General features: G+C 71.2%; 17 protein-coding genes. 12 read left to right on the forward strand and 5 right to left on the reverse strand.

The genetic code is table 11. The annotated features are described in order from the left end of the window. The first annotated feature begins 36 nt into the window (after positions 1-36). Together ACIPPM_RS11580 and ACIPPM_RS11585 are read left to right on the forward strand one after the other, a co-directional pair. Entirely contained in the window at positions 37-1521 is a 1485-nt protein-coding gene (locus ACIPPM_RS11580) for a PucR family transcriptional regulator ligand-binding domain-containing protein (RefSeq protein ID WP_401445910.1), read from the forward strand. Positions 1522-1603: 82 nt separating this feature from the next. Next, on the forward strand, positions 1604-2392 hold the full coding sequence (locus ACIPPM_RS11585) for a phosphatase (protein WP_401445913.1): 789 nt from the start codon (positions 1604-1606) through the stop codon (positions 2390-2392). Positions 2393-2460: 68 nt separating this feature from the next. On the opposite strand, the gene ACIPPM_RS11590 is transcribed toward ACIPPM_RS11585, so the two are convergent. The 4 genes from ACIPPM_RS11590 to ACIPPM_RS11605 form a co-directional block, all read right to left on the reverse strand. Further along, positions 2461-2889, reverse strand: a complete 429-nt coding sequence (locus tag ACIPPM_RS11590) for a hypothetical protein (protein WP_401445916.1) — start codon at positions 2887-2889, stop codon at positions 2461-2463. Between the two features lie 403 nt (positions 2890-3292). Next, on the reverse strand, positions 3293-4159 hold the full coding sequence (tesB, locus tag ACIPPM_RS11595) for an acyl-CoA thioesterase II (RefSeq protein ID WP_393596799.1): 867 nt from the start codon (positions 4157-4159) through the stop codon (positions 3293-3295). Positions 4160-4195: 36 nt separating this feature from the next. Further along, positions 4196-5353: an acyl-CoA dehydrogenase family protein gene (locus ACIPPM_RS11600; RefSeq protein ID WP_401445918.1), complete on the reverse strand. Its 1158-nt coding sequence runs from the start codon at positions 5351-5353 to the stop codon at positions 4196-4198. A gap of 112 nt (positions 5354-5465) precedes the next feature. Beyond that, complete coding sequence (locus ACIPPM_RS11605; protein WP_401445921.1) at positions 5466-6068, reverse strand: TetR/AcrR family transcriptional regulator; 603 nt, start codon at positions 6066-6068, stop codon at positions 5466-5468. 86 nt (positions 6069-6154) lie between these two features. Between ACIPPM_RS11605 and ACIPPM_RS11610 the strand changes: the two genes are divergently transcribed. The 10 genes from ACIPPM_RS11610 (at position 6155) to ACIPPM_RS11655 (ending at position 19004) form a co-directional block, all read left to right on the forward strand. Further along, complete coding sequence (locus ACIPPM_RS11610) at positions 6155-7771, forward strand: carboxyl transferase domain-containing protein (protein WP_401445923.1); 1617 nt, start codon at positions 6155-6157, stop codon at positions 7769-7771. Between the two features lie 17 nt (positions 7772-7788). Next, on the forward strand, positions 7789-9720 hold the full coding sequence (locus tag ACIPPM_RS11615; protein ID WP_401445926.1) for an acetyl-CoA carboxylase biotin carboxylase subunit: 1932 nt from the start codon (positions 7789-7791) through the stop codon (positions 9718-9720). After that, complete coding sequence (locus ACIPPM_RS11620) at positions 9717-10667, forward strand: hydroxymethylglutaryl-CoA lyase (RefSeq protein ID WP_401445929.1); 951 nt, start codon at positions 9717-9719, stop codon at positions 10665-10667. The genes ACIPPM_RS11615 and ACIPPM_RS11620 overlap by 4 nt, the downstream gene beginning before the upstream one ends. Positions 10668-10672: 5 nt before the next feature. Beyond that, positions 10673-11833, forward strand: a complete 1161-nt coding sequence (locus tag ACIPPM_RS11625) for an acyl-CoA dehydrogenase family protein (RefSeq protein WP_401445931.1) — start codon at positions 10673-10675, stop codon at positions 11831-11833. A 118-nt stretch (positions 11834-11951) separates the two neighbouring features. Next, a complete protein-coding gene (locus tag ACIPPM_RS11630) occupies positions 11952-12998 on the forward strand; it encodes an ABC transporter substrate-binding protein (RefSeq protein WP_401445933.1) in 1047 nt (348 codons plus the stop codon). Positions 12999-13039: 41 nt separating this feature from the next. After that, the gene (locus ACIPPM_RS11635) at positions 13040-13879 is read left to right on the forward strand and encodes a siderophore-interacting protein (RefSeq protein WP_401445936.1); all 840 of its coding nucleotides are present in this window, start codon (positions 13040-13042) and stop codon (positions 13877-13879) included. 131 nt (positions 13880-14010) lie between these two features. Further along, positions 14011-15453: a lysine decarboxylase DesA gene (desA, locus tag ACIPPM_RS11640; RefSeq protein WP_401445938.1), complete on the forward strand. Its 1443-nt coding sequence runs from the start codon at positions 14011-14013 to the stop codon at positions 15451-15453. After that, on the forward strand, positions 15437-16711 hold the full coding sequence (locus ACIPPM_RS11645; RefSeq protein ID WP_401445940.1) for a lysine N(6)-hydroxylase/L-ornithine N(5)-oxygenase family protein: 1275 nt from the start codon (positions 15437-15439) through the stop codon (positions 16709-16711). Before desA ends, ACIPPM_RS11645 begins: the two co-directional genes overlap by 17 nt. Next, positions 16708-17238 (forward strand): GNAT family N-acetyltransferase, encoded by a 531-nt coding sequence (locus ACIPPM_RS11650; protein ID WP_401445943.1) that lies wholly within the window; start codon positions 16708-16710, stop codon positions 17236-17238. The genes ACIPPM_RS11645 and ACIPPM_RS11650 overlap by 4 nt, the downstream gene beginning before the upstream one ends. After that, positions 17235-19004 (forward strand): IucA/IucC family protein, encoded by a 1770-nt coding sequence (locus ACIPPM_RS11655; RefSeq protein WP_401445945.1) that lies wholly within the window; start codon positions 17235-17237, stop codon positions 19002-19004. The genes ACIPPM_RS11650 and ACIPPM_RS11655 overlap by 4 nt, the downstream gene beginning before the upstream one ends. 70 nt (positions 19005-19074) lie before the next feature. On the opposite strand, the gene ACIPPM_RS11660 is transcribed toward ACIPPM_RS11655, so the two are convergent. Continuing rightward, a complete protein-coding gene (locus tag ACIPPM_RS11660) occupies positions 19075-20706 on the reverse strand; it encodes a beta-N-acetylhexosaminidase (protein WP_401445947.1) in 1632 nt (543 codons plus the stop codon). Between the last annotated feature and the right edge of the window lie 47 nt (positions 20707-20753).

The raw sequence follows: 20753 nt of genomic DNA on the forward strand, positions 1-20753 counted from the left end.
CCATATGAACGGGGTGGACAGGAGGATGTGCACACCATGTCGGAGCCAACCACCCCGTCCGTCCCGCCGACCCCGCCCGTGCCGCTCTCCGCGCTGCTGGCCCGCGAGGACCTGGGCCTGCGGCAGATCGCCGGTCCCCCGGCCCCGGACACCGTGATCCACTGGGCGCACACCTCGGAGATGGCCGACCCGTACCCGTACCTGCTGGGCGGCGAGCTGCTGCTGACGGCGGGGGTGCATGTGCCGGAGGCGGCGGGGGCGGGCGCCTATTTCGACGACTACGTGTCCCGGATCGTCGCGGCGGGTGGCGCGGCCCTCGGCTTCGGGCTGGCCCCGGTGCACGACACCGTGCCACGCGCGCTGGTCGCGGCCTGCGACGCGTACGGGCTGCCGCTGCTGGAGGTGCCGCCCCGGACCACGTTCTCCGGGGTCGCGCGCGCGGTGTGGCAGCTGATGGCGCAGGCCCGGCTGGCCGAGCTGCGCCGGGTCACGGAGGCCCAGCAGAGCCTGGCCGCCGCCGCGTCCCGCCCCGACCCGGTGCCCTCGGTCCTGCGCCAGCTCGCCCAGCGCCTCTCCGCCCAGGCCCTCCTGCACGGCCCCGACGGCACGGTGATCGCGAGCGCGGGCCGCGCCCCGGTGCCGGGCACGCAGGAGGCGCTGCGCAAGCTGACCGGGGTCGTGCGGCCGGGCACCGCCCGGGACGCCCCCGCCTCGGCCACCGACTCCCTCGGGGAGATCCAGCTCGCCGCCTACGCCCTCGGCGGGAGCAGCGGGTTCGTGCTGGGGGTGGCGACCGGGCGGCGCGAACCGGCCGACCACACCATCGCCTCCGTCGCCGCCGTGCTGCTCTCCCTGCTGACCGGTGAGCACCAGAGCGGGGCGGGCGCGGCCCGCTCCTCCGCGCTGGTCAGGCTGCTGCTGGGCGCGGCCCCGGCGGAGGTGGCCGCGCTGCTCGGCGGCACGGACGACGCCGGGTGGCTCGTGGTGCACGCCCGCCCGGAGAACGGCACGCCGGACCCGGTGGGCGCGGCCGCCCTCGGCACCGCGCTCGGCTCACCCCTGGTCGACCTGGACCGTGACGTCGTACGCGTCCTCGTGCCCGCCGGGCGGGAACCGGCCGCGCAGCCCGGCTGGACGCTGGGCGTCGGCGCGCCCGCGGGGCCCGCCGACTGGCCGTCCGCCGACGCGCAGGCCGCCCGCGCGCTGGCCCGCGCCCGCGCCACCCGTACCCCGCTGGTCCGGCACGGTGCCCGGCCCGGGCTGTCGGAGCTGGTGCCGCGCGCGGACGCGGAGGAGCACGCGCGGGCCCTGCTCGCCCCGCTCGCGGCGGGCCCCGCGCTCACCGAGACCCTGCGCACCTGGCTGTCCCTGCACGGGAGTTGGGACCGCACGGCGGTCGCGCTGGACGTGCACCGCAACACCGTCCGCCAGCGCATCACCCGCTGCGCGGCCCTCCTCGACACGGATCTGGACGATCCGGACGTCCGCATGGAGCTGTGGTTCGCCCTGCGGAACAACTAGCTCCTCACTAGATCCACAAGGGTCCCCCGGAAGAGGGGCGTCCCGGAGACGGCGGATCGTTCGCTGCCCCACAATGGGGGGCATGCCGATATCCGGGACGCCCAGCCGTGCTCAGCTCGTCGACCATCTGGTGAGAACGCGGATCGCGGGGGACGTGGCCACGCCCCGCGAGAACAACCTCTCCCACTACCGCAGGCTGGCCAACGGCGACCGGCACTACTGGCTCGGCCTGGAGCTGGGCGACCGCTGGACCGACGAGCAGGACGTGCTCGCGGTGATGGCCGAGCGGGTCGGCGTGAACGACGACGCCGAGCACCGGTACGGGCAGGACACCATCGACCCGGAGCTGACGGTGGACGCGCTGGAGCGGCTCGCGCTGAGGCTGCGCAAGGCCGCCGAGGACCGGCAGCGGGTGCTGTTCGCCACCGGGCACCCCGGTGGCCTGCTGGACGTGCACCGGGCCACCGCCGCCGCGCTGCGCGCCGCGGGCTGCGAGATCGTCGTCATCCCGGAGCGGCTCCAGACCGACGAGGGGTACGTCGTGCAGTTCGCGGACGTGGCCGTCCTGGAGCACGGCGCGACCCTCTGGCACACCCACTCCGGTGAGCCGATGCGCGCCATCCTCACCGGACTTGAGCGCGAGGGCCGCGACCTGCCGGACCTCGTCGTGGCCGACCACGGCTGGGCCGGGTACGCGGCGCAGCACGGCGTGGACGCCGCCGGGTACGCCGACTGCAACGACCCGGCGCTGTTCCTCGCCGAGTCCGAGGGCACCCTCCAGGTGGCGGTGCCGCTCGACGACCACGTGGTCAGCCCCCGGCACTACGACCCGATGACGGCGTATCTGCTGAGCGAGGCCGGGCTGATCTGAGCCCGGGCCCCGAACGCGAGGTGCGGCCCTCGATGAGGGCCGCACGTCGCGCTCAGTTCGCGGTGCTGTCAGCGACCGTGGCCTCCGCCACCGCCGTGACCGCCACCACCGTGACCGCCACCGCCGTAGCCGCCGCCGTGGCCGCCACCGTAGCCGCCGCCATGACCGCCGCCGTAGCCGCCGCCGTGGCCGTAGCCGTTGTGGCCGTAGCCGCCGTGGCCGTAGCCACCCCAGTAGTTGTCGTTGTCACCCCAGTCGTTCCAGTTGTTCCAGTTGTTGTGGTGACGGTGGTGACGACCCCAGTCGTCATCGTTCCACCAGCCGCGGTCGTGGTTGTACCTGTTGTGGTGACCGTCCCGGTAGTCCCGGTCGTAGGAGCTGTGGTGCCCGTTCTGGGTCGCCGAAGCGGTGCCCGCGGCGCCCACCGCTGCTCCGCCGGCCAGCAGGAGGCCGGTGGCGGACAGGGCGACGAGGCGCCTCGCGCGCTGTGATCGCATGGGAAATTACCTTCCATCTCCATCGTTCTCGCGATCCCGATCTGGGCGCGAGGTGGATGGCCGTCACCGCGAAGAGGAAGATGCGGCACGGTCTTCAGGTATCCGCAGTCTGCTGAGCGGCACGGTCCCGCACCGCCGACGCCTGCGAGTCACCCGGACATGTACTCCGGGCGCAGCGGCTGAGGTCCGGGACACCGGAGTCCTCGTCGGCCGGGCAAACCGTGTGCTGCGGCTTTCACTCATAGAGCCTAGTCCCGGATGCGTCGCGCGTCCTGTTGAGCGGTCTACTGAGTGACGGGTCCTCGCAGGCACCGTCCGCACGGCCCGGCACCCCTCGCAACCGAGAGCGCCGGAGGCCCCGTGGACGGGGTCATCTCCGGCGCCCGGCAGCGGAGTTGATGCCTCAGCGGGGGACGCGGACCACGCCCTCCTGGACGACGGAGATGGCGAGCCGGCCGTCCGTCGTGTAGATCCGGGCCTGGCCCAGACCCCGGCCGCCGTGCGCGGACGGTGACTCCTGGTCGTACAGCAGCCACTCGTCGGCGCGGAAGGGGCGGTGGAACCACATCGCGTGGTCCAGGGAGGCCCCGACGACGTCCCCGACGGCCCAGCCGCCGCGCCCGTGGGCGAGCAGCACCGAGTCGAGCAGGGTCATGTCGGAGACGTAGGTGGCGAGGACGACGTGCAGCAGGGGGTCGTCGTCCAGCTTGCCGTTGGCGCGGAACCAGACCTGGCTGTGCGGCTCGCGCGGGGTGCCGAACTCGCCGTACGGCGGCTCGTCCACGTACCGCAGGTCGATCGCCTCGCGGGCCTCCAGGAAGCGTTCCACCACCTCGGGGTCGAGGTGGGCGTAGCCGCGCAGGCGTTCCTGGGACGTCGGCAGGGTGGCCGGGTCGGGCGCGGGCGGCATGGGGGCCTGGTGGTCGAGGCCGTCCTCGTACGCCTGGAAGGACGCGGAGAGGTGGAAGATCGGCTTGCCGTGCTGGACGGCGACCACGCGGCGGGTGGTGAAGGAGCGGCCGTCGCGGATGCGGTCGACGCTGTACACGATGGGCGCGCCGGGGTCGCCGGTGCGCAGGAAGTACGCGTGCAGCGAGTGGGCGGCGCGGTCGGCGGGGACCGTGCGCCCCGCCGCGACCAGCGCCTGTGCGGCGACCTGGCCGCCGAAGACGCGGGGGACGACGGCGGAGCGGGACTGCCCGCGGTAGATGTCCTCCTCGATCCGCTCGAGGTCGAGCAGATCGAGGAGGTCCTGAAGTGCCTGGCTCATGGCGTGTAGTTGTACCGGCCAGTCATTGCGGGGGCCTTACAGGCCCATGTCCTTGGCGATGATCGACTTCATGATCTCGCTGGTGCCGCCGTAGATGCGGTTGACGCGGTTGTCCGCGTACAGGCGGGCGATCGGGTACTCGTTCATGTAGCCGTAGCCGCCGTGCAGCTGGAGGCAGCGGTCGATCACGCGGTGGGCGACCTCGGTGCAGAACAGCTTGGCGGAGGCAGCCTCGGCGGGGGTCAGCTCACCGGCGTCCAGCGCCTCGGTGGCGCGGTCGGCGACGGCCTCGGCGGCGTCCACCTCGGCCTGGCAGGCGGCCAGCTCGAACTTGGTGTTCTGGAAGTGCGAGACCTGCTTGCCGAAGACCGTACGGTCCTGCACGTACTGCTTGGCGAAGCGGACGGCGGCCTTGGCCTGGGCGTAGGCGCCGAAGGCGATGCCCCAGCGCTCGGAGGCCAGGTTGTGGCCGAGGTAGGAGAAGCCCTTGTTCTCCTCGCCGAGCAGGTCCTCGACGGGGACCTTGACGTCCACGAAGGCGAGTTCGGCGGTGTCGGAGGTCTTCAGGCCGAGCTTGTCCAGCTTGCGGCCCACCGAGTAGCCCTCGGACTTGGTGTCCACGGCGAAGAGGGAGATGCCGAACCGGCGGTCGTCCTCCTTCGGGGCGGAGGTGCGGGCGCAGACGATGACCTTGTCGGCGTGCACACCGCCGGTGATGAAGGTCTTGGCGCCGTTGAGGACGTAGTGGGTGCCGTCCTCGGAGAGCTTGGCGGTGGTCTTCATGCCCGCGAGGTCCGAGCCGGTGCCGGGCTCGGTCATCGCGATGGCCCACATCTCCTCGCCGGTGACGAACTTCGGCAGGAAACGCTTCTTCTGCTCGTCCGTGGCCAGCATCTTGATGTAGGGGAGGGCGAGCAGCACGTGCACGCCGGAGCCGCCGAACTGGACGCCCGCGCGGGAGGTCTCCTCGTAGAGGACCGCCTCGAACTTGTGGCTGTCCATGCCCGCGCCGCCGAACTCCTCGGGCACGTTGATGCCGAAGATGCCCAGCTCGCCGAGCTTGTAGTAGAAGTCGCGCGGAGCCTGACCGGCGGCGAACCACTCGTCGTAGACCGGCACGACCTCGGACTCGATGAAGTCCCGGAGAGTCTCCCGGAACGCCTCGTGATCCTCGTTGAACACCGTACGGCGCACGCCGCCACCTCCACGTACCTCGGCATGACACAGGGCATGTCTAAGCGCTTGCTCAACCGAAGGTACCGGCGAGTACGGAAGGGAGTCCAGGGGGTGGGGACCGTAACGCTCGTCACGCCTGGGCGTCGGCCGCGGCGAACGCCCCCCGTGCCATCCGGTGCAGCAGCGTCGCCGTCGTCGCTCGGCCCGGGAGGGTGCCGGAGCGGCCGAGGTGGGGGGTGGAGTTGAGGAGGCCGAAGACGGAGTGGACGGCGGAGCGGGCGGCGGGTTCCGTGAGGGTGGGGTGGGCCTCGCGGACGACGCCGACCCAGAGTTCGACGTACTGGCGCTGGAGCTGGCGGACCAGCTTGCGGTCGCTGTCGCGCAGCCGGTCCAGCTCGCGGTCGTGGAGGGTGATCAGGGGGCGGTCGTCCAGGGCGAAGTCGATGTGGCCCTCGATGAGGGAGTCCAGCACCTCGGACGGGCCCGCGTGGCCGTCCGTCTCCGCCAGGCGGCGGCGCGCGCCGGTGAGGAGCTGGCCGCTGATGCCCACCAGCAGCTCCGCGAGCATCGCGTCCTTGCCGGGGAAGTGCCGGTAGAGGCCGGGGCCGCTGATGCCGACCGCCGCCCCTATCTCGTCCACGCCCACGCCGTGGAACCCGCGCTCGGCGAAGAGGCGGGCGGCCTCCCTGAGGATCTGCTGCCGCCGGGTCGGGGCGTCGGTTCTGCTGGCCATGCGGGTCATTGTAGACAGGGAGGTTAGCGGTCGTTAACCTGAAGGAAATGCGTTAACGCTCATTAACAAGGTGAGGGGTTCGCAGGATGCACGAGGCACCGGAGCTGACGAGCGCGGCAGACCCCGCGTCGGAGCCCTGGCGGGCCAATGAACAGGCCCATCTCGCCCTGGGCGAGGAACTGCGCGCCAAGCTCGCGCAAGCGGCCCTCGGCGGCGGCGAGAAGGCGCGCGCCCGGCACACCGCGCGCGGCAAGCTGCTCCCCCGGGACCGGGTGGACGCCCTGCTCGACCCCGGCTCCCCCTTCCTGGAGCTGGCCCCCCTGGCGGCCGACGGGATGTACGAGGGACAGGCCCCGGCGGCGGGGGTGATCGCCGGGATCGGCCGGGTCAGCGGGCGCGAGTGCGTGATCGTCGCCAACGACGCGACCGTCAAGGGCGGCACGTACTACCCGATGACGGTGAAGAAGCACCTGCGCGCCCAGGAGGTGGCCCTCGACAACCGCCTGCCCTGCGTCTACCTGGTGGACTCCGGCGGCGCCTTCCTGCCCATGCAGGACGAGGTCTTCCCCGACCGCGACCACTTCGGCCGCATCTTCTACAACCAGGCCCGCATGTCGGCGGCCGGAATCCCGCAGATCGCGGCCGTCCTCGGCTCCTGCACGGCGGGCGGCGCGTACGTCCCGGCGATGAGCGACGAGGCCGTGATCGTCCGCGACCAGGGCACCATCTTCCTCGGCGGCCCCCCGCTGGTGAAGGCCGCCACCGGCGAGGTCGTCACGGCGGAGGAGCTGGGCGGCGGCGAGGTCCACTCCCGCGTCTCCGGCGTCACCGACCACCTCGCGGAGGACGACGCGCACGCGCTGAGGATCGTGCGGAACATCGTCGCCACCCTCCCCGCCCGCAAGGACGCCCCCTGGGAGGTGACGGCGGCCGTCGAGCCCAAGGTCGACCCCTTCGGGCTGTACGGCGCGGTCCCGGTCGACTCCCGCACCCCGTACGACGTCCGCGAGATCATCGCCCGCGTGGTGGACGGCTCGCGCTTCAGCGAGTTCAAGTCGGAGTTCGGCCAGACCCTGGTCACCGGCTTCGCCCGTATCCACGGCCACCCGGTCGGCATCGTCGCCAACAACGGCATCCTGTTCTCCGAGTCCGCCCAGAAGGGCGCGCACTTCATCGAGCTGTGCGACCAGCGCGGCATCCCGCTCGTCTTCCTCCAGAACATCTCCGGCTTCATGGTCGGCAAGGACTACGAGGCGGGCGGCATCGCCAAGCACGGCGCCAAGATGGTCACCGCCGTCGCCTGCACCCGCGTACCGAAGCTGACGGTCGTCGTCGGCGGCTCCTACGGCGCGGGCAACTACTCGATGTGCGGCCGCGCCTACTCCCCCCGCTTCCTCTGGATGTGGCCCGGCGCCAAGATCTCCGTCATGGGCGGCGAACAGGCCGCCTCGGTGCTCGCCACCGTCAAGCGGGACCAGATGGAGGCGCGCGGCGAGGAGTGGCCCGCCGAGGACGAGGACGCCTTCAAGGCCCCTATCCGCGCGCAGTACGAGAACCAGGGCAGCGCCTACTACGCCACCGCCCGCCTCTGGGACGACGGCGTCATCGACCCGCTCCAGACCCGTCAGGTGCTCGGACTCGCCCTGACCGCCTGTGCCAACGCGCCGCTGGGAGAGCCCCGGTTCGGCGTCTTCCGGATGTGAGAGGGAGGGGAACTTCCGTGTTCGACACAGTGCTGGTCGCCAACCGGGGCGAGATCGCCGTACGGGTCATCCGTACGCTCCGCGCGCTCGGCGTGCGCTCCGTGGCGGTCTTCTCCGACGCCGACGCCGACGCGCGGCACGTCCGGGAGGCCGACACGGCCGTCCGGATCGGCCCGGCCCCGGCCGGGGAGAGCTATCTGTCGGTGGAACGGCTGCTGGAGGCCGCCGCCCGCACCGGCGCCCAGGCCGTCCACCCCGGCTACGGCTTCCTCGCCGAGAACGCCGGCTTCGCGCGCGCCTGCGAGGAGGCGGGGCTCGTCTTCATCGGCCCGTCCGCCGACGCCATCGCCCTGATGGGCGACAAGATCCGCGCCAAGGAGACGGTGGCGGCGTACGGGGTGCCGGTCGTGCCGGGCTCCAGCGGCAGCGGACTGACCGACGCCGAACTGGCCGACGCGGCCCGCGAGATCGGCACCCCCGTGCTGCTCAAGCCCTCGGCGGGCGGCGGCGGCAAGGGCATGCGTCTCGTACGGGACGTCGCCGCGCTGGAGGAGGAGATCGCGGCCGCCCGCCGCGAGGCCCGCGCCTCCTTCGGCGACGACACCCTGCTGGTGGAGCGGTGGATCGACCGCCCCCGGCACATCGAGATCCAGGTGCTGGCGGACGGCCACGGCAACGTGGTGCACCTCGGCGAGCGCGAGTGCTCGCTGCAGCGACGCCACCAGAAGGTCATCGAGGAGGCGCCCAGCGTCCTGCTCGACGAGGCGACCCGCGCCGCGATGGGCGAGGCGGCCGTGCAGGCGGCCCGCTCCTGCGGGTACCGGGGCGCGGGCACGGTGGAGTTCATCGTGCCGGGCAACGACCCGTCCTCGTACTACTTCATGGAGATGAACACCCGCCTCCAGGTCGAGCACCCGGTGACCGAGCTGATCACCGGCCTGGACCTGGTCGAGTGGCAGTTGAGGGTCGCGTCCGGGGAGACGCTGGGCTTCGCCCAGGAGGACGTCACGCTCACCGGGCACGCGGTGGAGGCCCGCATCTGCGCCGAGGACCCCTCCCGCGGGTTCCTCCCCTCGGGCGGCACGGTGCTGCTGCTGGCCGAGCCGCAGGGCGACGGGGTCCGCACCGACTCCGGGCTCAGCGAGGGCACCGAGGTCGGCAGCCTGTACGACCCGATGCTGTCCAAGGTGATCGCCTACGGCCCCGACCGCGCGACCGCCCTGCGCAAGCTCCGCGCGGCCCTCGCGGAGACGGTCACCCTGGGCGTCCCGACCAACGCGGGCTTCCTGCGCCGCCTGCTCGCGCATCCCGCGGTGGTGGCGGGCGAGCTGGACACCGGGCTGGTGGAGCGCGCGGTGGACGACCTGATCCCGTCCGGGGTGCCGGAGGAGGTCTACGAGGCGGCTGCGGCCGTACGCCTGGAGGAGCTGCGCCCCGAGGGCGACGGCTGGGTGGACCCGTTCTCGGTGCCGGACGGCTGGCGGCTGAGCGGCACCCCGAAGCCGGTGTCGTTCCCGCTGCGTGTCGCGGGACTTGAACCCGTCACTCGGGCGGCCCCCCGTGCCGAGGTCACCGACGACCACGTGACCGTCACCCTGGACGGCGTCCGCCACACCTTCCGCCGCGCCGCCGACTGGCTGGGCCGGGACGGAGACGCCTGGCAGGTGCGGGACCACGACCCGGTCGCCGCCTCGCTGAGCCGGTCCGCGCACGCGGGCGCCGACTCGCTGACCGCGCCCATGCCGGGCACGGTGACGGTGGTGAAGGTGGCCGTGGGCGACGTGGTCGAGGCCGGGCAGAGCCTGCTGGTGGTGGAGGCGATGAAGATGGAGCACGTCGTCTCCGCCCCGCACGCGGGCACGGTCGCCGAACTCGACGTGACGCCCGGCAGCACGGTCGCCATGGACCAGGTGCTGGCCGTCATCGCGCCGAAGGAGGAGACGGCATGAGCGCGCTGCCCATGGTCGTCCCCGAACCCGGCCTGCCCGCGCGGGTCCGTATCCACGAGGTGGGCGCGCGGGACGGGCTGCAGAACGAGAAGACGGCCGTACCGACCAAGGTGAAGGCGGAGTTCATCCGTCGGCTGCGCGAGGCGGGCCTGACCACGATCGAGGCGACGAGCTTCGTGCACCCCAAGTGGGTGCCCCAACTGGCCGACGCCGAGGAGCTGTTCCCGCAGCTGTCCGACGTGGACGCCGAACTGCCGGTGCTGGTGCCCAACCAGCGCGGCCTGGACCGGGCCCTCGCCCTCGGGGCCCGCCGCATCGCGGTGTTCGCCAGCGCGACGGAGTCCTTCGCCAAGGCCAACCTCAACCGCACGGTGGACGAGTCGCTGGCCGTGTTCGAGCCGGTGGTACGGCAGGCCAAGGACGCGGGCGCCCACGTCCGCGGCTACGTGTCGATGTGCTTCGGCGACCCCTGGGAGGGCGCGGTACCGCTCCCCCAGGTCGTCCGGGTGTGCGCGGCCCTCAGGGACATGGGCTGCGACGAACTGAGCCTCGGCGACACCATCGGCGTCGCCACCCCGGGCCAGGTCCGCGCCCTGCTCACCCTGCTGAACGAGGCGGGCCTGCCCACGGCCGACCTGGGCGTCCACTTCCACGACACCTACGGCCAGGCGCTCGCCAACACCTACGCGGCGCTCCAGCACGGCGTCACCACGGTCGACGCCTCCGCGGGCGGCCTCGGCGGCTGCCCGTACGCCAAGTCCGCCACCGGCAACCTGGCCACCGAGGACCTGGTGTGGATGCTGCGCGGCCTCGGCATAGAGACCGGCGTCGACCTCGAGCTGCTGACCGCCACCAGCGTCTGGATGGCGGAGCAGCTCGGCCGACCGAGCCCCTCCCGCACCGTCCGCGCCCTCGGCCCCACGACCCAGCCCGACAAGGACCAGTGATCAGCATGGACCACCGCCTCAGCCCCGAGCTGGAGGAACTCCGCCGCACGGTGAAGGAGTTCGCGCACGACGTCGTGGCGCCGAAGATCGGCGACTTCTACGAGCGGCACGAGTTCCCGTACGAGATCGTCCGCGAGATGGGCCGGATGGGCCTGTTCGGGCTGCCGTTCCCCGAGGAGTACGGCGGGATGGGCGGCGACTACCTGGCGCTGGGCATCGCGCTGGAGGAGCTGGCCCGGGTCGACTCCTCGGTGGCCATCACCCTGGAGGCGGGCGTCTCGCTGGGCGCCATGCCGATCCACCTGTTCGGCACCGAGGAGCAGAAGGCCGAGTGGCTGCCCCGGCTGTGTTCGGGCGAGATCCTGGGCGCGTTCGGCCTGACCGAGCCGGACGGCGGCTCGGACGCGGGCGCGACCCGTACGACGGCCCGCCTCGACCCGGACACCGACGAATGGGTCATCAACGGCACCAAGTGCTTCATCACCAACTCCGGTACGGACATCACCGGCCTGGTGACGGTCACGGCGGTCACCGGCCGCAAGCCGGACGGCAAGCCGCTGATCTCCTCGATCATCGTCCCGTCCGGCACGCCGGGTTTCACGGTCGCGGCCCCCTACTCCAAGGTCGGCTGGAACGCCTCGGACACCCGTGAGCTGTCCTTCCAGGACGTCCGCGTTCCCGCGGCCAACCTGCTCGGCGAACAGGGCCGCGGCTACGCCCAGTTCCTCCGCATCCTCGACGAGGGCCGCATCGCCATCGCCGCGCTGGGCACCGGTCTCGCCCAGGGCTGCGTGGACGAGTCGGTGCGGTACGCCAAGGAGCGGCACGCCTTCGGCCGGGCCATCGGCACCAACCAGGCCATCCAGTTCAAGCTGGCCGACATGGAGATGAAGGCGCACACCGCACGCCTCGCCTGGCGCGACGCGGCGGCCCGCCTGGTGGCGGGCGAACCCTTCAAGAAGGAGGCCGCCATCGCCAAGCTCCACTCCTCCACGGTCGCCGTCGACAACGCCCGTGACGCCACCCAGATCCACGGCGGCTACGGCTTCATGAACGAGTACCCGGTGGCCCGCATGTGGCGCGACTCCAAGATCCTGGAAATCGGTGAGGGCACCAGCGAGGTCCAACGCATGCTGATCGCGCGGGAGTTGGGCCTGACCGGCTGACCTCGCAGAACGTCCCGACGGGGGCGGACGCCCCAGCCCTGGACAATGGGCAAGGTTAGGCTAACCTTGCTGCGAATTGGTCAGGCGGTGTCCGCCCCGGTCGAAAGCAGTCATACCCATGTCCCACACCCGTGCCACCCACCCCACTCGTCGCGGCATCCTCGCCGCGGGCGGCGTTCTCGGTCTCGGCGTCGCGCTTGCCGCGTGCGGTGACGACAAGGGGAAGAGCGGTGGCTCCGAGGGGCAGGCCAAGCCCGGCAAGTCCGGCGCGTGGAGCTTCAAGGACGACCGCGGCAAGACCGTGAAGCTGGACTCGGTCCCCACGAAGATCGTCGCGTTCACCGGTGTCGCGGCCGCGCTGTTCGACTACGGCGTCGAGGTCAAGGGCGTCTTCGGCCCGACCAAGACCAAGGACGGCAAGGCCGACACCCAGGCCGGTGACATGGACGTCAGCAAGCTGACCGTCTTCGGCAACGTCTTCAACCAGTTCAACGTCGAGGAGTACGCGGCCTTCGCTCCGCAGGTCCTCATCACCACGACCTTCGACCCCCAGGGCACTCTCTGGTACGTGCCGCTGGAGTCCGCCGCGAAGATAGCGAAGCTGGCCCCCAGCGTCGCCGTCTCGGTCTACGACCGCCCGCTCACCGGCCCCCTCCAGCGCGTGTGGGAGCTGGCCGAGTCCCTCGGCGCCGACATGAAGGCCGCCAAGGTCACCGACGCCAAGAAGCGCTTCGAGGCGGCCGCGGCCCGGCTGCGCAAGGCGGCCAAGTCCCGCCCCGAGATCCGGGTCATGGCCGGTTCCGCCGCGCAGGACGCGTTCTACGTCTCCGGCACCAACCTCTCCGCGGACCTGGAGTACTTCAAGTCCCTCGGCGTGAACTTCATCGAGCCCTCCGAGGCGGCCAAGAAGCCCACCGGCGGCTGGTTCGAGACGCTGAGCTGGGAGAACGTCGACAAGTACCCGGCCGACGTCATCATCATGGACGACCGCTCGGTGGCCCTGCAGCCCGCCGACATCACCAAGGCCACCTGGAAGAAGCTGCCCGCCGTCAAGGCCGGCCAGGTCATCCCCCGCGCCGCCGAGCCGATCCTGTCCTACGACAAGTGCGCGCCGCTGCTGGAGAACCTCGCCAAGGCCATCGAGACGGCCAAGAAGGTCGGCTGACCCTGCCCATCTGAACCCTTCCTGACGTTCAGGAGCACAGCATGACGACGGCCGTAGCCGCCCCGTTCCGTTTCTTCGCCCTTTCTGTGGCCCGGACGAGGCGGCTCGGTCCGTCTCTGCTCCGGGTCACCTTCACCGGCCCCGAGCTGGCCGAGTTCCACTCGCTCGGCCGCGACCAGTCCCTCTCGCTGTTCCTGCCGCAACCGGGCCAGACCGAGCCCGCGGTCCCGCTGGAGCTGGGCGACGACTGGTGGCACGGCTGGCGTGAACTCCCGGACGACGTAAGGGCGGTGATGCGCTCGTACACCCTGCGGGCGCTGCGCCGGGACCCGGACGAGATCGACATCGACTTCGCCCTGCACGGCACCGAGCCCGGCGCCCCGGTCCCGGCCGGGCCCGCCTCCCGCTGGGCCGCCGGGGCCGTCGCGGGCGACCGGGTGCTGCTGCTCGGCCCGGCGATCGCCGACAACCGGGCCATCCGGTTCCGGCCGCCGGAGGACACCGACCTGATCGTCATGTGGGGCGACGAGACCGCCGTACCGGCCGCCACGGCCGCACTGGAGGCGCTGCCGCCGTCGGCCCGGGTGCACGCCTGGCTGGAGGTGCCGCACGCCGGGGACATCCAGGACGTGCGCACCGAGGCGGACGCCCGCATCACCTGGCTGGTACGGCACGAGGGCGCCCCCTCGCCCGTCGAGGCCCTGCGCACGGCCGAACTCCCCGCGCACACCAGCCCGTACGTCTGGCTCGCGGGTGAGGCCGGTCAGGTGCGGGAGCTGCGCCGGCACTTCGTCGGCGAGCGCGGCACCGACCGGCGACGGGTGACCTTCGTCGGGTACTGGCGGCGGGGCCTGACGGAGGAACAGCTGCGCGCCGCGTGAGGGACGGCTCCCCCGGAGTGACGGCCGTCACGGGAAGGGGGTGATCACCGGACTCTGACTTAGGTTAGGCTTACCTAAGTTGAAGCCGCGGAACTTCACGCCCCCTCGTGTTTCCCTCGGAGGACCCCCTCATGCGCTCGCACCTGCTCAATGGCCTCACCGCGGAGTCGTACCGCCGCTCCGTGACCGAAGGAGTAGAGCGGGTGGCGGCCAAACTCGCCACCGCCGCAAGCCCGTTCACCGGTGTCACGGTCGACGACCTCGCTCCCCGCGTCGACTCCGTCGACCTCGACCAGCCGCTCGGCGACACCGCGGCCGCGCTGGACGAGCTGGAGGAGGTCTACCTCCGGGACGCCGTCTACTTCCACCACCCCCGCTACCTCGCCCACCTCAACTGCCCGGTCGTCATCCCGGCCGTGGTCGGCGAGGCGGTGCTCTCCGCGGTCAACTCCTCGCTGGACACCTGGGACCAGTCGGCCGGGGGCACGCTCATCGAGCGGAAACTGATCGACTGGACCAACGCCCGCATCGGCTTCGGCCCCGCCGCCGACGGGGTGTTCACCTCCGGCGGCAGCCAGTCCAACCTCCAGGCCCTGCTGCTGGCCCGCGAGGAGGCCAAGGCCGAGTCCTTCGGTCAACTGCGCGTCTTCACCTCCGAGGTCAGCCACTTCAGCGTGAAGAAGTCCGCCAAACTCCTCGGCCTCGGCCCGGACGCGGTCGTCGTGATCCCGGTCGACCACGAGAAGCGGATGCACACCGTCGCCCTCGCCCGCGAGCTGGAGCGCTGCGTCCAGGACGGTCTGGTCCCGATGGCCGTTGTCGCCACCGCGGGCACCACCGACTTCGGATCCATCGACCCGCTCCCCGAAATAGCGGAACTCTGCGCGCAGTTCGGGACGTGGATGCACGTGGACGCCGCCTACGGCTGCGGACTGCTCACCTCGCTGAAGCACCGGAGCCGCATCGACGGCATCGAGCGCGCCGACTCCGTCACCGTCGACTACCACAAGTCCTTCTTCCAGCCGGTGAGTTCCTCCGCCGTGCTGGTCCGGGACGCGGCCACCCTGCGCCACGCCACCTACTACGCGGACTATCTCAACCCCCGCCGCATGGTGCAGGAGCGCATCCCCAACCAGGTCGACAAGTCCCTGCAGACCACCCGCCGCTTCGACGCGCTCAAGCTGTGGATGACGCTGCGCGTGATGGGCGCCGACGGCATCGGCGAACTCTTCGACGAGGTCTGCGAACTGGCCCAGGAGGGCTGGCGGTTGCTGGCCGCCGACCCCCGTTACGACGTCGTCGTGGCGCCCTCGCTGTCCACCCTGGTCTTCCGCTACATCCCGGCGGACGTCACCGACCCGGCCGAGATCGACCGCGCCAACCTGTACGCCCGCAAGGCCCTGTTCGCCTCCGGCGACGCCGTGGTCGCGGGCACCAAGGTCGGCGGCCGCCACTACCTGAAGTTCACCCTGCTCAACCCCGAGACCACCGTGGCCGACATGGCCGCCGTCCTCGATCTGATCGCCGGCCACGCCGAGCAGTACCTGGGAGAGTCCCTTGACCGCGCTTCCTGAAGCCAGCCCCGTCCTTGACTTCGTGGGGATCGGCCTCGGCCCCTTCAACCTCGGCCTGGCCTGCCTCACCGAGCCCATCGAGGAACTGAACGGCGTCTTCCTCGACTCCAAGCCCGACTTCGAGTGGCACGCCGGGATGTTCCTGGACGGCGCCCACCTGCAGACGCCGTTCATGTCGGACCTGGTCACCCTGGCCGACCCGACCTCGCCGTACTCCTTCCTCAACTACCTGAAGGAAAAAGGGCGGCTGTACTCGTTCTACATCCGGGAGAACTTCTACCCGCTGCGGGTCGAGTACGACGACTACTGCCGCTGGGCCGCGAACAAGCTGACCAGTGTCCGCTTCAGCACCACGGTCACCGAGGTGACCTGGGAGGACGGGCTGTACGCGGTGCACACCGACACCGGTGACACCTACCGCGCCAAGCACCTGGTCCTCGGCACCGGCACCCCGCCGTACATCCCGGAGGCGTGTGAGGGCCTGGGCGGCGACTTCATCCACAACTCCCGTTATCTGTCGAACAAGGCGGAGCTGCAGAAGAAGCGCTCCATCACCCTGGTCGGCAGCGGGCAGTCGGCCGCCGAGATCTACTACGACCTGCTCAGCGAGATCGACGTCCACGGCTACCGGCTCAACTGGGTCACCCGTTCCCCGCGGTTCTTCCCGCTGGAGTACACCAAGCTCACGCTGGAGATGACCTCCCCGGAGTACATCGACTACTTCCACGCGCTCCCCGAGGACACCCGGTACCGGATCACGGCCCAGCAGAAGGGCCTGTTCAAGGGCATCGACGGCGAGCTGATCAACGCCATCTTCGACCTGCTCTACCAGAAGAACCTCGGTGGCCCGGTCCAGACCCGTCTGCTCACCAACTCCGCGCTGAACAGCGCCTCTTACGAGCACGGCACGTACACCCTCTCCCTCCGCCAGGAGGAGCAGGCCAAGGACTACGAGCTGGAGAGCGAGGGGCTGGTGCTGGCCACCGGGTACCAGTACCGGGAGCCGGAGTTCCTGAAGCCGGTCCGCGACCGCCTGCGTTACGACGGCCACGGCAACTTCGACCTGGGCCGCAACTACGCCATCGACGTCACCGGCCGGGGTGTCTTCCTCCAGAACGCCGGTGTCCACACCCACAGCATCACCAGCCCCGACCTGGGCATGGGTGCCTACCGCAACGCCTTCATCATCCGCGAGCTGCTCGGCTCGGAGTACTACCCGGTGGAGAAGACCATCGCTTTCCAGGAGTTCGCCGTATGACCTTCACGATCCGCCCGCTCGACCCCCTGAAGGACGCGAGCCTGGTGCACGGCTGGGTGACCGATCCCAAGGCCGCGTTCTGGATGATGCAGGACGCGAAGCTGGTGGACGTCGAGCGTGCCTACATGGAGATAGCGGCCGACGAGCACCACCACGCCTTCCTCGGCCTGGACGACGGGGTGCCGGTCTTTCTGATGGAGTCCTACGACCCGGCGCACCGCGAGCTGGCCGGGCTGTACGAGGCGCAGCCGGGCGATGTGGGCATGCACTTCCTGGTGGCGCCCACCGACACCCCGGTGCACGGGTTCACCCGGCGGGTCATCACCGCCGTGATGGCGCACCTGTTCGCGGACCCGCGCACCCTGCGCGTGGTCGTGGAGCCCGATGTGCGCAACACCGCCGTGCACGCGCTGAACGAGGCCGTCGGGTTCGTGCCCGAGGGCGAGATAGAGAAGCCGGAGAAGCGCGCCTTGCTGAGTTTCTGCACCCGGGAACGGTTCGAGGCGGCGACGGGGGTGGCGGCATGACCCTCGCCGACTCCGTGGCCCACCTCTCCCCCGAGCGCTGGGAGCAGGCCAACCGCCTGCTGATCCGCAAGGCCCTCTCCGAGTTCGCGCACGAGCGCCTGCTCACCCCCGAGGCCGAGGGCGAGGAGTACGTCGTCCGCAGCGACGACAAGCTCACCTCGTACCGCTTCTCCGCCGTGCGCCGGGGCCTGGACCACTGGCAGGTGGACGCCGACTCGATCAGCCGCGTCCGCGAGGGCGACGAACTGCCGCTGGCGGCGCTGGACTTCTTCATCGAGCTGCAGGAGACCCTGGGGCTGAGCGAGGAGATCCTGCCGGTCTACCTGGAGGAGATCTCCTCCACCCTGTCCGGCACCTGCTACAAGCTGACCAAGCCCCGGGTCAGCGCGAAGGAGCTGGCGGGCGCCTCGTTCCAGGACATCGAGACCGGGATGACCGAGGGCCACCCCTGCTTCGTGGCCAACAACGGGCGGCTCGGCTTCGGCGTCCAGGAGTACCTGGCGTACGCGCCGGAGACCGCGAGCCCGGTCAAGCTGGTCTGGCTGGCCGCGCACCGCTCGCGCGCCGCGTTCACCGCAGGCGCGGGCGTCGAGTACGAGGAGTTCTTCCGGCGCGAGCTGGGCGAGGCCACCCTGGAGCGGTTCCGGGGCGTGCTCACCGACCAGGGACTCGACGCCGATGACTATCTGCTGATCCCGGTCCACCCCTGGCAGTGGTGGAACAAGCTCAGCGTGACCTTCGCCGCCGAGGTGGCCCGCCGCAACCTGGTGTGCCTGGGCGAGGGCGACGACGAGTACCTGGCCCAGCAGTCCATCCGGACGTTCTTCAACCGGACGCACCCGGAGAAGGACTATGTGAAGACGGCGCTGTCCGTGCTCAACATGGGCTTCATGCGCGGGCTTTCGGCCGCGTACATGGAGGCGACCCCGGCGATCAACGACTGGCTGGCCCGGCTGATCGAGAACGACCCGGTGCTCTCCGCGACCGGCCTCACGATCATCCGCGAGCAGGCGGCCGTCGGCTACCGGCACCTGGAGTACGAGCGGGCCACCGACCGCTACTCCCCCTACCGCAAGATGCTGGCCGCCCTGTGGCGCGAGTCCCCGGTGTCCCGGCTCGCCGAGGGCGAGTCGCTGGCGACGATGGCCTCCCTGCTGCACACCGACCACGACGGCGCCTCCTTCGCGGGCGCGCTGATCGAGCGCTCGGGGCAGACGCCCACCGACTGGCTGCGTGACTACCTGCGCGCCTACTACGTGCCGCTGCTGCACAGCTTCTACGCCTACGACCTGGTGTTCATGCCGCACGGCGAGAACGTCATCCTGGTGCTGGAGGACGGCGCGGTCCGGCGCGCGGTGTACAAGGACATCGCCGAGGAGATCGCCGTCATGGACCCGGACGCGGCCCTGCCGCCGGAGGTCCAGCGCATCCGGGTGGAGGTGCCCGAGGACAAGAAGCTGCTGTCGATCTTCACCGACGTCTTCGACTGCTTCTTCCGCTTCCTCGCCGCCGACCTGGCCGCCGACGGCGTGCTCACCGAGGACGAGTTCTGGGACACGGTCGCGGAGATCACCCGCGAGTACCAGCGGGCGAACCCCCAGCTGGCGGAGAAGTTCGAGCGGTACGACATGTTCGCGCCGGAGTTCGCGCTGTCCTGCCTGAACCGGCTCCAGCTCCGCAACAACAAGCAGATGGTGGACCTCGCCGACCCGTCCGGCGCGCTCCAGCTGATCGGCACCCTGGAGAACCCGCTGGCCGGGCGCTGAGGGGCCGTACCAAGACCACGGGCACCCCGGAGACGGTCCTCCGGGGTGCCCGTACCCTTTCGTCAGCCCGTCAGCCCGTCGGCCAGGGGACCTGCGGTGAGCGGTAGTAGTTGATGCCGAGGGCGTCCCAGCGCGGGGCCTGCGCGGCCAGCCGCACCCGGTAGGCGTCCCAGTCGTGGGTGGCGGCCGGTGACCAGCCCAGCTCCGCCGCGCCCGGCAGCCGCGGGAACGCCATGTACTCCAGGTCCGGGGACTTCTTCAGCGTCTCCGACCACAGGGGCGCCTCCACACCCCGGACCGCCGAGGCGGGCACCCCGTCGAGATAGGCGCCCGGGTCCCAGTCGTAGGACCGCCGCACCTCCACCAGACCCGCCCACTCCAGGCCGAGCGGGGTGTCCTTGGTGTACTTCATGTCGAGGTAGACCCGGTCGGCCGGGGACATGATCAGCCCGGTGCCGTTCCGCGCGGCCTCGGCGACCTGCGCCTTCTCCGCCGCGCTGGTGCCGTCCAGGCCCCAGTACTGGGCGAGGGCGCCCTTGACCGGATGGGCGCCGGTGAGCTGGTGCCAGCCGATGACCTTCTTGCCGTACTTGGCGACGAGCGGCTGCACCCGGTCCATGAACGTCACGTAGTCCGCGTGGCTGGTGGAGTGCGCCTCGTCACCGCCGATGTGCAGATAGCGGCCCGGGGTGAGCGCGGCCAGCTCGCGGATCACGTCGTCCACGAAGTCGTAGGTGACCTGCTTGGGCACGCACAGCGAGCTGAAGCCGACCTGGGTGCCGGTGTAGAGCGGGGGCGCCACGCCGTCGCAGTTCAGCTCGGCGTAGGAGGCGAGGGCGGCGTTGGTGTGGCCGGGCATGTCGATCTCGGGGACGACCTCGAGATAGCGGCCGGCCGCGTACCGGACGATCTCCCGGTAGTCGGCCTTGCTGTAGTGGCCGCCCGCGCCGCCGCCGACCTCGGTGGAGCCGCCGTATCCGGCCAGGCGCGGCCAGGAGTCGATGGCGATGCGCCAGCCCTGGTCGTCGCTGAGGTGCAGATGCAGCTCGTTCATCTTGTAAAGCGCCAACTGGTCGATGTAGCGCTTGACCTGGGCGACGGTGAGGAAGTGCCGGGAGACGTCCAGCATGGCGCCCCGGTAGGCGTAGCGCGGCCGGTCCTCGACGGTGCCGCCCGCGACCCGCCAGGGGCCGGGCTGGACGGTCTTCTTCTCGACGGCCGCCGGGAGCAGTTGACGCAGGGTCTGCACGCCGTGGAAGAGCCCGGCGGGTGCGGCGGCGGTGATGGTGACGCCACCGGCTCCGCTGTGCAGCCGGTACCCCTCGGCGCCCAAGTCGCCCTTCTGGAGGCGGAGTCGGATGCCTCCCTTGCCGCCGTGGTCGGTGAGCGGCAGCGGATAGCCGGTGGAGGGCCGCAGGATGCCGGTGAGGTAGGCGCCGATCCGGCGGACCTCGGCGGAGCCGTCCACCCGGACGGCGGTCGCGCGGGTGATGCGGTACGGGGTTCCGCCCGGCTCGACCGAGGCGGGTGCCGGGACCACCCGGTCCAGCGCGGGCGGGGTGGCCGCCTGCGCGGCGGGGTTCGCGGCGAAGGTGAAGACACCGGCCGCCGCGACGAGCAGCAGCGATCCGAGGATTCGGGGCGTTCGGGTCGGTCGGGTGGTTCGGGTCGTTCGGGGAGTGGTGCTGTGGTGCCGTGTCACATGCGCTCCCTTCGGAAGTGGTCGAGACCACTCTCCCGTAGATCCGG

This window comes from Streptomyces sp. NPDC090119 (assembly GCF_044747085.1).
Taxonomy (GTDB): Bacteria; Actinomycetota; Actinomycetes; order Streptomycetales; family Streptomycetaceae; genus Streptomyces.